Source organism: Methylobacterium sp. R2-1, from assembly GCF_014191355.1.
Lineage (GTDB): Bacteria > Pseudomonadota > Alphaproteobacteria > Rhizobiales > Beijerinckiaceae > Methylobacterium.
On sequence record NZ_JACHWM010000006.1, the window covers coordinates 128,773 to 141,878 of the forward strand.

16 protein-coding genes are annotated in these 13,106 nt (G+C 59.5%); 10 read left to right on the forward strand and 6 right to left on the reverse strand.

Features of this window, described 5'->3' with window-relative positions; translation table 11 throughout:
- Nucleotides 1–252 precede the first annotated feature (252 nt).
- A complete protein-coding gene (locus FHU13_RS10540; protein WP_183435806.1) occupies nt 253–2,226 on the forward strand; it encodes a hypothetical protein in 1,974 nt (657 codons plus the stop codon).
- 462 nt (nt 2,227–2,688) lie between these two features.
- Here FHU13_RS10540 and FHU13_RS10545 read toward each other — a convergent pair whose 3' ends face one another.
- On the reverse strand, nt 2,689–3,606 hold the full coding sequence (locus FHU13_RS10545) for a sulfotransferase family 2 domain-containing protein (RefSeq protein WP_183435807.1): 918 nt from the start codon (nt 3,604–3,606) through the stop codon (nt 2,689–2,691).
- 98 nt (nt 3,607–3,704) lie between these two features.
- Between FHU13_RS10545 and FHU13_RS10550 the strand changes: the two genes are divergently transcribed.
- From FHU13_RS10550 to FHU13_RS10565, 5 genes are all read left to right on the forward strand, one after another.
- Nucleotides 3,705–4,454, forward strand: a complete 750-nt coding sequence (locus FHU13_RS10550) for a bifunctional DNA primase/polymerase (RefSeq protein WP_183435808.1) — start codon at nt 3,705–3,707, stop codon at nt 4,452–4,454.
- 401 nt (nt 4,455–4,855) lie between these two features.
- On the forward strand, nt 4,856–5,401 hold the full coding sequence (locus FHU13_RS10555) for a hypothetical protein (protein ID WP_183435809.1): 546 nt from the start codon (nt 4,856–4,858) through the stop codon (nt 5,399–5,401).
- Between the two features lie 209 nt (nt 5,402–5,610).
- A complete protein-coding gene (locus FHU13_RS27365) occupies nt 5,611–5,958 on the forward strand; it encodes a VOC family protein (protein WP_210287575.1) in 348 nt (115 codons plus the stop codon).
- A 510-nt stretch (nt 5,959–6,468) separates the two neighbouring features.
- Nucleotides 6,469–6,708, forward strand: coding sequence for a hypothetical protein (locus tag FHU13_RS10560; RefSeq protein ID WP_183435810.1), 240 nt, complete (start codon nt 6,469–6,471; stop codon nt 6,706–6,708).
- A 282-nt stretch (nt 6,709–6,990) separates the two neighbouring features.
- Nucleotides 6,991–7,404 carry a DUF1236 domain-containing protein gene (locus FHU13_RS10565; protein WP_183435811.1) on the forward strand — a complete coding sequence of 138 codons (414 nt, stop codon included), beginning with the start codon at nt 6,991–6,993 and terminating at the stop codon, nt 7,402–7,404.
- A 243-nt stretch (nt 7,405–7,647) separates the two neighbouring features.
- Here the strand turns inward: FHU13_RS10565 and FHU13_RS10570 are convergent, their stop codons facing one another.
- Nucleotides 7,648–7,950, reverse strand: coding sequence for a hypothetical protein (locus FHU13_RS10570; protein WP_183435812.1), 303 nt, complete (start codon nt 7,948–7,950; stop codon nt 7,648–7,650).
- 95 nt (nt 7,951–8,045) lie between these two features.
- Between FHU13_RS10570 and FHU13_RS10575 the strand changes: the two genes are divergently transcribed.
- Together FHU13_RS10575 and FHU13_RS10580 are read left to right on the forward strand one after the other, a co-directional pair.
- A complete protein-coding gene (locus FHU13_RS10575) occupies nt 8,046–8,696 on the forward strand; it encodes a phasin family protein (RefSeq protein WP_246714598.1) in 651 nt (216 codons plus the stop codon).
- Between the two features lie 101 nt (nt 8,697–8,797).
- Complete coding sequence (locus FHU13_RS10580; protein WP_183435813.1) at nt 8,798–9,046, forward strand: hypothetical protein; 249 nt, start codon at nt 8,798–8,800, stop codon at nt 9,044–9,046.
- 330 nt (nt 9,047–9,376) lie between these two features.
- On the opposite strand, the gene FHU13_RS10585 is transcribed toward FHU13_RS10580, so the two are convergent.
- Nucleotides 9,377–9,805: a hypothetical protein gene (locus FHU13_RS10585; protein ID WP_183435814.1), complete on the reverse strand. Its 429-nt coding sequence runs from the start codon at nt 9,803–9,805 to the stop codon at nt 9,377–9,379.
- Between the two features lie 634 nt (nt 9,806–10,439).
- Between FHU13_RS10585 and FHU13_RS10590 the strand changes: the two genes are divergently transcribed.
- Together FHU13_RS10590 and FHU13_RS28220 are read left to right on the forward strand one after the other, a co-directional pair.
- Nucleotides 10,440–10,688 carry a hypothetical protein gene (locus FHU13_RS10590; protein ID WP_183435815.1) on the forward strand — a complete coding sequence of 83 codons (249 nt, stop codon included), beginning with the start codon at nt 10,440–10,442 and terminating at the stop codon, nt 10,686–10,688.
- A gap of 51 nt (nt 10,689–10,739) precedes the next feature.
- Entirely contained in the window at nt 10,740–10,868 is a 129-nt protein-coding gene (locus FHU13_RS28220; RefSeq protein WP_281411602.1) for a hypothetical protein, read from the forward strand.
- A gap of 1,018 nt (nt 10,869–11,886) precedes the next feature.
- Here FHU13_RS28220 and FHU13_RS10595 read toward each other — a convergent pair.
- The 3 genes from FHU13_RS10595 to FHU13_RS28555 all read right to left on the reverse strand — a co-directional run bounded on the left by FHU13_RS10595 (nt 11,887) and on the right by FHU13_RS28555 (nt 12,903).
- Entirely contained in the window at nt 11,887–12,195 is a 309-nt protein-coding gene (locus tag FHU13_RS10595; protein ID WP_183435816.1) for a hypothetical protein, read from the reverse strand.
- 65 nt (nt 12,196–12,260) lie between these two features.
- Complete coding sequence (locus FHU13_RS10600; RefSeq protein ID WP_183435817.1) at nt 12,261–12,629, reverse strand: hypothetical protein; 369 nt, start codon at nt 12,627–12,629, stop codon at nt 12,261–12,263.
- Nucleotides 12,630–12,702: 73 nt separating this feature from the next.
- Nucleotides 12,703–12,903, reverse strand: a complete 201-nt coding sequence (locus tag FHU13_RS28555) for a DUF2735 domain-containing protein (protein ID WP_409518495.1) — start codon at nt 12,901–12,903, stop codon at nt 12,703–12,705.
- Between the last annotated feature and the right edge of the window lie 203 nt (nt 12,904–13,106).

A 13,106-nucleotide genomic window follows, 5' to 3' on the forward strand; every position in this document is an offset into this window, starting at 1 on the left:
GATGCTGTGGAGCCTCGCAGATGATGCGCGTTGTATGACCGTGTGACCTGACCTACCAAGGCAGGCCTGTTGTACACTTTCCGGTTCAGTTTGCCCAAGGATTCGCTCGCGCGAAGCGTGTGTCCGTGCCGAGCGAGTCCACGGGATCTTTCTTCGGTTAGACGCAAGGCTGGCCTCCCATTCGGACCGAAAGCCAACGGCGCCTGGCCGTCGCCTTCATGGCGCATCGAGACGCCCGGTGGTCACACCCCGGTGCAAGACGCCAACTATCAGTGCTCGCAGAGCGACGCGCAGGTCGGCATGGTGACGCTGACTGCGCCGCGGGTCATCTCCCAGCCTGACGTGGATAGCTTTCTGCTCGGGCAGGATCCGGTCATCGCCGACGAGAGCGGCACCTGCTCTGAGACGCTGACGATCACGATCCGGTCCGGGTACCGGCGACTTGATCGGGACGCCGGAGGGCAACACCAACCTGTTCAGCCCATACTAGGCCGTCCGCTTTCGCCGCGGGGCCGCCAATCTGTGGATCCGCCTGTGATGAAGCTCTCCCTTCTCATTCTTGCCGCTCTGATCGGCCTTTCGGCGCCCGCGTTCGCGCAGCGCGCCATGCCGCCCGGCGAGATCCGCGCCAACGGCGACATCACCTTCGGCAACGCTCTGAAGTTCGACAAGCGCGAAGGCAACAAGACCATTATCACGCCCGACACGCTCCAGATCCTCAACTCCGGCTCGACGGGTGACGCTTCAACTCTGAGCGTGACTCCCAATGCCGGCACGGGCGTCGTTGCCCGCTCGCTCAAGGATCTCCTGTCGAATGAGATCTATGGGGCCAACTACGGCGTCGTGGCTGACGACGGCGTGGACGACGGGCCGGCGATCCGTGAGGCCATCAAGGTGGCGCAGCAGCGGCGTGCCCGCCTCCGGTTGCCGGGCGGCATCCTCAACGTCTGCACGGACCCGAGTGACCCGGATGCGCTCCTGCGCCTTACGAGTGTCATGGAGATGGTCGGAGCGTCTCGCGGCACGATAATTTCGCCGTGCGCCACGGCAGGGGATCGGGCCATCATCCTCGTGAAGCCGCTCGCTAATGCGGGCGGTATCCGCGGCATGATCCTGCGAGATTTTCAGATCGGCGCCTCCCTCGGCGCAATGCGCACGGGCGGCGATGGCATCTTAGTCGATACCACGAACCGCTTCGGCTTCGTCGCTAAGCTCCTCGTGGAGAATGTAAGCGTCGCCAACGCGGGCGTTGGAAAGTACTCATTCCGGCACGTCAATAACTATGCGGAAGATACCTCGACCAACCCGCCGACTGTGTTGACCGGCAACCCGACCGGCGGCATGTTCGCCTCGACTGTCCGAGACTGTGACTTCTTTGGGGGAATGAAATTCGAGCTTACCGGCGACAGCAACAACATCGAGCGCAACGTCATCTCTGGGCCGAACGAGGGCGTTTACTATTGGGCGATCAATCGAGGCGCCGCCACACACCGCATCGTCGGCAATAACATCACGGCTACGGGCGATACGATCTACGTGAAGGGCAGCCTTCAAGTTAAAATCGAACAGAATCAGCTTGAGGCAGTCGGAGCCTACACGGGCACGCAGACAAATCCTGCGGTCATTACATTTGACGGGACGGTCGATTGGGAGGTTCGCGGCAACAATATTAACGCATACACACGTTCCGACGCGGTTGCTGCAATCAACGGCGCGCGAGGTGGCAGGCTGTGGCCAAACTCTGCCAACTATGGAGCCGACAAGGTTCTGTTCCGTGCGGTTGCTTCTCCCGGCAACGTCGTGGATCGGCAGTTCGTTGATGTCTCCGGGGGCGTAAGCGTTCTCGGTGCGAGCAAGGTGTCGCTTGACGCTGCGTCCTACACCTTCGGCGTCTGGCAGCAGCTCGACCTCGCGAACGGATGGGTCGCCGGCACAGACGCGAATTACCGGCAGGGTCTTTGGTGGATGCCTCTGCCTGACGGAACGATCAGGCTGGCGGGCACGATCCAAGGCGGCACGACGACGATCGGCACCAACGTCGCGAGGTTCCCCGCCGGCTTCCGCACGTCGCAGGCGCAGCGCATCCCCGTTTCGTCCTTCTCGGGCACGAACCCTTGGCAGCTCGGCATGCTCATCGTTGCGGTGAATGGTGCCCTGAACATTCAAAACATGCCCGGCAGCAACGTCGTCCAGTTCGACGGGACGAGCTTCAACATCCGCCCTTAAGCCCTGACCTAGTTGATGAGCCACCAGCGCGCCCTTGCCGACCTCCTGCCGGACGGCTCGCTTCTCCACGGTAGGCGCCCTCGCGCAGCAAATCGTCACCACGCCTGAAGGTACCCCGACGCGCATCGTAAAGTGGTGGTCTGATGACCAGATAGAGTGAAGCGGGTGACAATTGAAGTCAGTTCGCCGAGGCCGCCGGCATCCAGGACGCGGCGAACATGCATACCTTCGAGGACTTCGTGGCGCACGCGAACACAGTGACCGAGGAGCGGCGTCGTGAGTTGCCGATCACGCCGCCTTGAGCGAGGCTTGGTGCTGAAAAGCTATTATTTCACTCAGCAGGCACTTGCAGACGCGCGATTTGTTGGCGCTCTGAAGCGCAGTGGTGCGATTGAGGCGGCGCTCAAGATTCTCAATGCATGAGGGTCGCCGTTGAAAAATGGGCGGCTGCCGGCAAGCTACTCAGCCAGCGTCATCTTGCGTAGCGGGCTCTTCCTGTGTGTCCTCCACCTTGTCGGCGCTGTAATTTGACCTGAAGAGGCCATCGTGATCACGAAGCAGGTGCTCGCGCAGAACCAGATCCTCTGTATTGTCGTTTTCCATCTTGCGACGTAGCGCGGGCCCAACGAACTGCTGCAACACGTCGGGATCGCTGGCGGAGTCGGCGTTGCTATTCAGCTTAGGCGCCGGTGCGGTTATCTCGCCTCCAGAGAGCTTCGCGACGTAACTAACCAAATCGTTGATGCGGCTGAGATCAGCGACAGCATCAAATGCAGTTTCAATCGCCATCCGCGCTGCGACGAAGCCTCCGCCAGACAGGTAACGGCATTGAGAATTCATAACCATTGACGAGTGTTTTTCGGCCATATACGAATAGAAGTACGCAAACCCTCTTCCAGTCGTTGCGGCATGGACCGGGCCCAAAGCCCCTGGCACCCTCAGATTAAATTTATATAGCGACACAATCCGCTCAATTGGATCTCTAATACACGAAAAAACGATCATATTTTCTCTTTGCGACCCCTCCATGAGGCCTCTAAAATCCAGCAAGGGGACGTGGCCGGCAATGTAGTAAGGCTCATCCGAAAGCGCAGCAACGATTCGACCCTTTTTTTCGCAAAACTCTTTCGGACTATTCAACAGAATTATTCTGCCGTGATAGATTGACCCGATCGCCTGATGGATCGAATTTCCTCCTGTCCTCTCATTATGAACAAGTATTGCTGACTTATTTGGATTTGCCATTTGTTCCATCTTCGAGGCCCGGATCGCCAGCCAGCATGGGCGAAACTGTTCGTTCCGGCAAGCCGGGCGGGCGGGGCTGGCGGAGGTGCATGGAGGACCTGACAGTGAGATGATTGCGCCGAGGCTCAATGGCAACGCCGGCTCCGCCGGTGATCCTAAGGTGCTGCAGCGGTTCGTCGGTCCCGCCCTGCGCGGCAAGATGGAGAACGACAACACGGAAGACTTGCTCCTGCATGAGCATCTGCTTCGCGACCACGATGGCTGGCTACTCGGCAATCCCGATCGCGCCGGCCAACAAGATGCCGGGCTACTACTCCGGCGGCGAGTGGTGGCCGATGAAGGACTGGAGCCGGTATTGCGCCGCGCTCCCGCCCGCCTTCAACGTCACGCTTTGGTCGAAGTGGCCCGAGCCGAACGTCGGTGTTGCCTGCGGTCGCGGACTCGTCGCCTTCGATATCGACCAAGACTTTTTGATTGAGCCGATCAAGATTGTCCTCCCGCCCTGTATCGTGTCGAAGAGCGGTCGCAAGGGCGAGACCCTGTTCTTCCGCGGTGACACGAGCGCCATCCGCTCGCGCGGCTTCAAGCGGCAGCGGCCGGGCTCGGCCGATCCGCGTGACCGCGAAGGGATGATGGACCTCATCGCCGACGGCAAGCAAACCGTCGTGCCGCCCTCGATCCATCCCGATACGGCCGCGCCTTACGTCTGGACGACCGAGCGCACGCTTCTCGACACGCCGCCCGCGGACCTGACCGAGATCACGGTCGAGCACGTCGAGGCCGTGATCGAGGTCCTTCGCGCGCACGGCTACGAGGCGCCCGAGACGATCCTTCCGGTCGAGGCTCGCGGGATCGAGGTCGCGGACGCGGCCACGTCCACCGCCGAGTGGTTCCGCAAGCTCAACGAAGACGCGCTCGCCGATCTTCACGCGTGGGTGCCGCGGCTCAACCTCACCCGACTGCAGCGTTCCGGCGACGGCTAGCGCTCCGTTGCCGAGTGGCGCCCGTCGACCACGGGCAAGCCCCTCCACAAGCGCAACCTGTATCTGTCGATCGACCCGAAGGGGATCGTCGATTGCGGCGACTGCGAGAAGGGCTATACGGCCGTCAACCTCGTGAAGGCGGCGCTCCAAATTCCCGAGTCGGACCTGACGCGCGCAGCCGTCTGGCTGGGCGAAGCGATCGGCTACGACTTCACACCGAAGATGGTGCTCAATCGCAGGTGTTCGAGACTATGGCGCACTCGTTGCAGCCTTGGTGATAGCCGCTCATAGGGCCGCAAAAAGGTCACGGGCAGTAAACTTTTCACCTGCTCGCAGGTGTATCATCACAGCAGGCGAATAAGTGGCGACGTCCGGAGATTAATGTGATGAGCACGCACTAAATGGCAGCAACGGATCGAACGGTCTTGCTGAGAAAAGTCAGAAGCGACACTGTGAGGTTCACTCTGTTCGGATGCTCTGCGGGTCTGGGCTTCATGATCACTCATGAGCCTGGATCAAGCGAATTCGTGCTCCGATGGGATGCCGACAAGCTCGTCTGCGCCCTCGCAGGATCGGCCTTCCTCGCAGTAATGGTGGGCCTCATTCGCTGGCGCATGTTGAGACGCTCGCACCCTGAGGCTTTGGATCGAGTGGGCGACGCTGTTCCAGTCCGCAGTGGGTCGGAAGCTGCCGTTCGCACCTATGCGGTCGAGCTAGTCGATGATGTGCTCCATCGGGTCATCGCCATGATGCCATTGGAGACCGGCTTTTCCGAGCGTCGCTGGCAAGTCGATGCAACACAGGCAAAGGTCGAGGTTGTGCCGGTCCTTCCCCTGCGGCCAGCGCACAAAAGGGTTCTGGCTCCGCCAGATGAGCTTGTCGTCACCCCCGACAAGCTCCGCGAGCTGACGTGGAGTGTCATACTCACGTCCGTGCGCGAGGACTGAGTTGCACATGGAGCATCCTCTATGAGGTGCCGCATCTTCCACACACATGCGGGGTCCGCAACGGGTGGAGAGCGGACCCTGGCCCTTCGGCTTGAAGCGGACGCACCGCATCCGACCCTTCTCATACAGCGAACAATCCGCAACAGACCCCTTGGCAAAAAAAATTGCAGATGGCTGGCTTACAGTGACCAACGGCATGGGGGCCTTTCGTGCATTTAGAAATCCAACGCGTCATATTCTTTACAGAGAATATCGAAGCGATGAGCCACTTTTATCATAAGGTAATAGGCTTGGAGCTAATTCCCGGCGGAAATGGAGCATGGCAAGAATTCAGATCAGGCAGCTGCAATATCGCCATCCACCGTGGCAAGCCTAGCCCAGGCGCTCGCGGCCCAAAAATCGTGTTCTATAGTGCTGATGTTGCGGCTATTCGCGCCGAACTTATCAAGCGAGGCGTGTCCGACATAGGAAAAGTGGTTTCAGGCGATGGTCTAACGCTGTGCGATGGCAAAGACCCAGATGGAAACCCGTTTCAGATATCAACACGCAGAAGATAGTTGGCATGGCCCTATCGTTTGACCAATGATAGCTTAACATCCAGTCTGCTCCTTGGCCGCCGCCCGTCAAACCATCGCGAAGCGGAACTTCCGAGGGTCCGCGAAGGGTCGCAAGCAGCCCCTCGCACGGTCAAGCTGATTGGGTTTTGATCCTAACCCAAAGCCGGCCTCCAGATCTGGAGCCGCGTTGCGTACTGGTTCTCCGTCGTGTGGACACGGCACGACATGCCCCGCCAGCCCGGAGCAGATCGGGCAGCTCATCGAGTCAGGCTACCGTATCGGTTGGGACAGGCTGGTTCAGCGACACTCTGAAACTATCCTCATCGTCCTGCCGTACAAGCCTCCGACATGGCGGAAAGAACCAACGCAGGGAGATATCCCGAGCGATAGAGCAGCCATGTCCGATGCCCATACGGTCCGAAATTTGCTTATATTTTCAGGAACTTAAGGAGACTTTTCTTCTTTCCTTCCGGTCAGACTGGCGACGCTGGTCTCCGCAGGAGAGAGTTCATGAGCAACCGCACCCTAGCCCTCGCAGCAGCGGCCCTGCTGGGCGGCCTTGCCCTGAGTGCAGGCTCCGTGTCTGCCGCACCGTTGTCGGTCAGCAGCGCTCAGGCTGATTCAGCCATCGTTACTCACGTCCAGATGGCGCGGATGGAGCGACGCATGATGCAGCGGCGGATGGACCGCCGGATGGACAGGCGCATGATGGAACGGCGGATGGATCGCCGGATGATGAACCGCATGTAAGGCGTCCCGGGGAGGGCTTCGACAGGAGCCCTCTTCAAGCGACAGGCTAGTCGACCGCTGGCTGCTCTCGGCCGATCTTCGCCTTCAACCTTGGTGCTCAGCTCTATCGCAAGTGCATGGGGCGGCTCGGCGCCGAAGGAATTGAAGCTAAACCGAGGAGCTGATCGGAGCCGGCGTCTCTCAGGGGACCTCTGACCGATGTCACGGTTCGTTAACCCTGCCTCGCCGATCCTGCAGCCTCGACCGCATGGATGTGCGGATTGTGCTGCCAGGTATCAGCTGATGTACACCAAAGTCGCTGCGATCCTCATGACGCTCGTGGCCGGCATGAGCGTCTCCGCTCACGCGCAGGGGCTTCAGCGCGGCGCGCAGGAAGGAGCCTCGCGCGGGGAGGAGATGGCTGGCCCCCTGGGGGCCGTAGTCGGCGGAGCGATTGGTGCGGCTGTCGGGACTGCTAACGGCATTCTGGGCATCGACCGCCGCGAGCGCTTCCGCATCTACGCTCGGGCCGAGCGCCGCCCATCCTTCGTCTTTCGTGGTCCGGTTCGCGTGGGCACTGTCCTGCCGGACGAAGGGCCGGTCTACTACGACGTGCCCCGTGAGTTCGAACTGGCCGGCTATAACTACACCATCGTGAACCAGCATCCTGTACTCGTCGAACCGGGCACTCGCCGCATCGTCGAAGTGATCAACTGATACGACGTTACTCACTCACGTTCCGGGCGCTGAACGAAATCGGAGCGTGCCCGGTCCTTGCATAGGGTGGTGGGAGCAGATCGCCCGGCGGGGCTGCTCATTGATTGTTAACCATGCTGCCCCCAACTGGCGGACATGCCGATCACGATCTTGTCGCTTGATCGGACACGGCCGCGAAGCCGGGATTAGGGTGACGCCGGATGTACGCGCACCTTCGTTCCGGCTTCCGTGGCCGTTTTCTTTTCAGTCATTGAAGTTCTTCAAGCGCAGGTAGGTGGGATCGAACTCGCCCGCGTCGCAGAGGCGCGCCCAGTCTCGGATCACCAACTGGCGACTTTCGAAAGTGGTGAGAACGTGGGGGCGCAGCGCCTCCATCACCCGGCTGGCATGCACCGTTGTTAGGCCCGTCGCGTCGGCCGACCAGTCAGGCCACAAGTGCAAAGATATGAAAGCAGCCCGCAGATGATTTCGCAGCGCATCCAGCGGCTTAAAGCCTAAGTGTAATTTCTGAGGAATTTCGCCATTCTTCAGCCTGGCTGAAATCATTCAGCCGGGGCTTGAAATATCCTTGAGGATGACGACTTAGGTGTAGTGCGGCAATAAATATCTATTGTTTTGCCAACGACGCGAGCTGCTAGCATATGAATGCTCGCTCTGTAAAAAATCTTCATAAATACTGGAAGGAAGCCCGCATGGCCATCGAACAGAACGTCAGCAACGCCAAGCAGAACGGCCAGGACGCGCGCATCGCTGAGGCCGCGAAGGCCAATTTCGACAAGGCTGCCGACAAGACCAACGAGCAGAACAAGCAGTTCTCCGACGCAACTCGTGAGGGCATCAACAAGATCGTTGACTTGCACGAGAAGGCGGCCGAGACCACCAAGCAGGTGATGCAGAACAGCATCGAGACAGCCTCCCAGCACACTCGTGAGGCCGCTGATCGCTTTTCGAAGACCCTGGGCTTCTCAGGCCAAGACAGCGAGCGTCTGGCTCAGCAGTCCAAGCAGAACATCGAGGCGGTCACCCGCTGCGGCACGGTCCTAAGCCAAGCCTTCCAGGATGCCTCGCGCAGCATGTTCGAACTCGGGCAGAAGCAATTTCAGCGCAACCTGGACGGCCTCACCAAGCTGACTCGCGCCAAGACGGTTCAGGAGTTCGCCACCATCCAGAGCGATCTGATGCGTGAGAGCCTGCAGCACATGGTTCAGGACAGCAAGGCGATCACCGAAATCTCCGCCCGTGCCGTCAACGAAGCCAGCCAGACCTTCTCCAGCGTTGCTCAGGCTCGCTGAGATCGGCTGCCGTCACTAGACCCGGCAGTAGGTCTCTGAACGGCGCCAACCTGAGGGCGGTCCTTTGGGCCGCCCTTTCTCGTTCCGACACGGAGTGCTCCATGTACAATCCCTTTGCCGTCGCGATGCTGGCCTTCGAGGCACAGAGGGTGGTCGAGCTTCGCCTCGTGAAGATGTCTTGGGGTGGAGCTGCGGCGCAGGCCGAGGCATCTCAGATGGTCAGCGAGAAGATCAGCGCCTTGATCGAGGCGACCGGCAGCCTGATGCTGGGCGGCTCACTGGATGCGGTCGTCGCGCGGTACCGCGAGCACGTTGCCGAGAACACAAAGCGCCTGACGAGCGCTGCTTAGGGATCTCTGCGCATCCGGGAATTCGCCTGGATCCTTCTCCTGGCTCCCGTCTGCGAGCGCGCCGGCTGCCGCGTTCACCCCGTTCGCGTGCGGCTGGTGCGTCCCCCCCTCGTTCCGCTCATTCTGGGGGAAAGGGGGATCTCGTCTATCTCAGGCGCAGCTTGTGCTAGTAGATCGCGGCGGCGGTCAGAAGGCAGAGCAACCCATGGAACGTGCCAAGAGGACCTTCGCTGTAGGCGGCAAACCCCGCATGCAGTAAGGCACCGCCAGCCGAGGCCAGCACGACCGCGAGCACTCACAAGCCGACACGCCGCATAGTGTAGCTTCCTCTCAGCCGTAGGGACCGCGAAACAGGTTGCCGATCGCCTTCCGCCGGAACAGCGTCCGCCAGCGTCGCCGCCGATGCTCCGGTCGATCATGGAGCATGTGGCAGCGCTGACAGAACGCTGCGAGGTTGGCCGGGCTGTTGTCGGCCGTGTCGTGGTTCCGATGCGCGGTGGCGAGCACCACCCGCGTCGTTCGGCTCTCGCTGAGCACGTCGGCCGCGCCGGTCTCGATGCAGACGAGCCCGGCGGCTCCGTCGCGCCAGGATGCCGCCTCCTCGTCCCACCACCGTCCGTCGCCCAAGTGGAACACCGTTCGCCCGTGCCGGCGCCCGCAGCCTTCGCACCGGCCTTTCGCACGGCCGAAGCGGATCGCCGCCGAGAGCTGCGGCCAGTCGATCGGGTAGAAGAAGCGGTGCTCGCGCCGGATTGGCATGGCGGCCTGCCGCTTCCGATTGCGCGGGCTTATGCCCCTGCCCAGACGAGAACCAGTAGCCCACTGAGGAGCCTGGCATAGGTCGCGAGGAGCGCAAAAAAATCTCACGGTGCTTCGAAACGACGGCGCGGGAACGGGCAGCATGACGGCGATCAATCACGAGATGACCGGATCAGCCTGATAGCCAAACCTTGACAAGTTTCGACAGCACGGTGCCCCTCAATGCGAGAAATACGGAGGTGTTGCCCACTGGCGGCTCATCCGAGTGTGGCGAGCCTGACTCAGGTCTGCCTATGTTGGCATCCATAAGGCGGCTCCGGCTCGAACCAGGCCGGCCGCACATCCACATGATCAACGATGTGCAGGCGTAGATCACAGCCCGGCGCGGGGAGAAGTTCGACCAAGAGCTGACCGGCCCTCATTAGAGACGAGCCTTCGCGCGTATGTACGCCCAAGCAGTGGGGCCGGCCGTTAGAGACGCACAGTTCACCCCTCAGGATTTGCGGCGTATCTCAACGGGCTATCTTTATCCGTTTGAAGAGCGCAGGATGCTTTCACCACCGGAAGAGCGACCCTCAGGCTCCGGTGGCTGAGGGCACATGATGCCCCCGCCTGGATTGAGCAGGCGGAGAACATGGCAGACGTCATCCACTTGAGCGAACGCGGCGGCTTGTCGTCTTCGTACCGTCTTTATGATGTCGGATGTGCTGGCCGTGAAGGACCTGGACGCTTTGTCCAAGCAAAGACCGACGTTGAAGCCAAGGTTTACGCCTTAGCGCTCCTCAGCGATCACCCAATCGAGCTTTGGGATAGGAAGCGCTTCATCGCTCGCTTCTGGCCCGGCAGCATTCCGCTGGCGGTCTCGGTAAGGGTCTTAAACTAGCCGATCTCAACGTGCCTTCCTGCAACACATCGCGCCGAAGGAACCAGCTACATGGCTAGTGAGAAGAAACGCGGCAATCGCGAGACGAAAAAGCCGAAGAAGTCCGCTGCAAAAGTGATAGCGGCTGCGCCTTCTACAAAGAACTTGGCTGCTGCAATCGTGAAATCTTCAGCACGTTAAACGAGCTGGGAATTTCTGATCCGCACGCGACGCTGACTGCACACAAGTCAAATGCGTGTGGCTAGGCTGCTCGACACTGGACCCCGGCGATCGCACTTGTTGTCGTTGAGGGCGGAGATGAGCATCCGCCTCATCCGGTCCGAGCAGCCGCACTATTGGGGTGCGCTCTCTCCATACCAACCTGACTGTCCGGATTCGACGGATCGGTCGAACCATGCATCCCTCGCCCGGTGCCGATCACCAAGCCTCAGCTAGTCGCCCTGCTTTCCGGCACACTCTATGTCCCGGAGCGTGGGCGTGTCGTGGGGTTTCTCCACAATCCCGCTACTCAGCTCATCGACAATCCATTCTCGGCTGCCCGAGCCGCCGCTGCGCGCAATCAGCCCCCTGCGTGCACCTCTCCAGCCCCGCCCGGCTCAGCCGCAGCGGGGTTTTTCGTGCAAGCAAACCGCCTCAGAGGTGGTGCGAGCGCCGTGCATCGAGCGCGGGACGAGGAGTCCGTGATCGAGGCTGGCGAAGGGACCGCTTCCGACTCCTTCCGGACTTTTGCTGCAGTCGCCTCGGACGTCGGCTACGGAGGAGGAAGCGGAGCTGTAAACGTCAGCCACATCATCAACAGGTCGTAGCCGATTAACGGCCTTGCCAGCTAAAATGGAAAGAACCGACAATCGCGGAACATAACTGGAAGTTTGCCACTGATGTGGCCAACTTCCCGCAACGCGGAACTGCGTTCAGCAGCCAATGCAGACGCTCTCACTGACGGCCTTCATCTTACGATCCCAGCGGCGTTCGCGGGCCTCCGCCAAGCGTTGAGCATGTTCACCCCGCGCCTTCATATCGGTGATCCGCTTGGCTTCAGACCGATCAGCCTCGACCTTTGGTGCGAGCAGTTCCGCGCGAGCCCTGCAGCTGGTTGCCAAAGATACTGATAGAAGGCATGCGACAAGCAAGGCTGTCGGTCGCACTGACTTTCGGAACATAGTGGTCGCCTTTTAAGGAAGCCCAAGTTCAGGTAAGATCAAAGCGGAAGACGGCCTTGAATCACAACCTCGACCGCTGAACTGCCGTCCGGGTCAGCGAGTACAACCTCGACAGATCGATCTCTAGACAAGAAAATCCGTGCGGCGCCGGCTTCGAAGGCTCGCATCAAATGCGCAGTATTGCCCTCGATTTGGCCGTCTGCAGAATATAACTCTCGGTCGAGATAGCTGTCGATCTCATAACTGACGATGCCGAGATTGATCTGGCCATTCCCAATTGTCAGATTCCCTCGCCCACGTATCGTACCGAGATATTTGAGCAGTTGGCGCTTACCAAAGTTGGTCATCACATCCAATTTCACAAATGCGCTAAAGCGCGACTACCGTGGCGATGGACAGGATAGACCCCGCATCAAATCACAAGCTGCTCTTTCGCCGCCTGAAGTTCATCGGCCGCGGTGAGAAAACGGGTTGAAAGACAGCGCATCGCCTCCACGCGACGGCTAGCTTCTACATGCTTCCCGTCGTCAAGCGCTGACAGGGCTTCCATGAACGTAGCGTCAGCAGCTTCGTTATCTAAGCGCTCAGCGAGCCGCCGTAACGATTGAGGACCTGTATAGCAGGACTTTGCATCATTTTTTATCGCAAGAATTACATCTGCGACAGCTGGGTCGATTTCCATGTGTCGATGGTGTGCGTAAATCGAAACGATTGATTGGTTTTTTCCGAACCAGTAGTATTCTAGGCCGTTTAACCTTGGGAGTGTCATGATCTGCTCCATGGCTTTAAGATTTTCTCAGCTATGTCCTCAACAGCAATACAAGTATATAATTGCTGGCACCGCACATGTAACGTTACCGCTTCTTGCTGAGATTTCGGCCGAGTTCTTCTCGAATAGCCGCCTCATGGTACCAGGCCGAACTTGAAACTCCCGGCTGGGTTGATTTAGACTCAGCTTTTTTCTCCGGCTGTTCTCTATCGGAGCGCGAAATCATCTGATTTTGATTTGCCGGTTTGAATTTGCCAGCTAGGCGCGAAAGCCTGAACGCAGTCATGCTCACAGATTGATCCTCGGACTCTATGATCGGACATTTTTCAATTCACTATTTAGTGATCGAAATACCGTATTCAAGCCGTTGCAAAATTTTATCTTCGAAAATCGGCGGACTTTGAGTCTCGAAATCCGAAGTATTTATTACAGGTTTGTCACTTGGAACTCAGATATCGGCTGTTGCGCTATATCAAATTGAAGAGACCC

What these genes read in the sequence shown, in the direction of transcription:
- FHU13_RS28220 (WP_281411602.1), top strand. Translation starts at nt 10,740, where the DNA reads ATGGCTAGTGAGAAGAAACGCGGCAATCGCGAGACGAAAAAGCCGAAG.
- FHU13_RS10585 (WP_183435814.1), bottom strand. Translation starts at nt 9,805, where the DNA reads ATGCCAATCCGGCGCGAGCACCGCTTCTTCTACCCGATCGACTGGCCG.
- FHU13_RS10575 (WP_246714598.1), top strand. Translation starts at nt 8,046, where the DNA reads ATGAATGCTCGCTCTGTAAAAAATCTTCATAAATACTGGAAGGAAGCC.
- FHU13_RS10580 (WP_183435813.1), top strand. Translation starts at nt 8,798, where the DNA reads ATGTACAATCCCTTTGCCGTCGCGATGCTGGCCTTCGAGGCACAGAGG.
- FHU13_RS10595 (WP_183435816.1), bottom strand. Translation starts at nt 12,195, where the DNA reads ATGACCAACTTTGGTAAGCGCCAACTGCTCAAATATCTCGGTACGATA.
- FHU13_RS10560 (WP_183435810.1), top strand. Translation starts at nt 6,469, where the DNA reads ATGAGCAACCGCACCCTAGCCCTCGCAGCAGCGGCCCTGCTGGGCGGC.
- FHU13_RS10550 (WP_183435808.1), top strand. Translation starts at nt 3,705, where the DNA reads ATGAGCATCTGCTTCGCGACCACGATGGCTGGCTACTCGGCAATCCCG.
- FHU13_RS10570 (WP_183435812.1), bottom strand. Translation starts at nt 7,950, where the DNA reads ATGATTTCAGCCAGGCTGAAGAATGGCGAAATTCCTCAGAAATTACAC.
- FHU13_RS10565 (WP_183435811.1), top strand. Translation starts at nt 6,991, where the DNA reads ATGTACACCAAAGTCGCTGCGATCCTCATGACGCTCGTGGCCGGCATG.
- FHU13_RS10555 (WP_183435809.1), top strand. Translation starts at nt 4,856, where the DNA reads ATGGCAGCAACGGATCGAACGGTCTTGCTGAGAAAAGTCAGAAGCGAC.
- FHU13_RS10600 (WP_183435817.1), bottom strand. Translation starts at nt 12,629, where the DNA reads ATGGAGCAGATCATGACACTCCCAAGGTTAAACGGCCTAGAATACTAC.
- FHU13_RS28555 (WP_409518495.1), bottom strand. Translation starts at nt 12,903, where the DNA reads ATGACTGCGTTCAGGCTTTCGCGCCTAGCTGGCAAATTCAAACCGGCA.
- FHU13_RS10590 (WP_183435815.1), top strand. Translation starts at nt 10,440, where the DNA reads ATGGCAGACGTCATCCACTTGAGCGAACGCGGCGGCTTGTCGTCTTCG.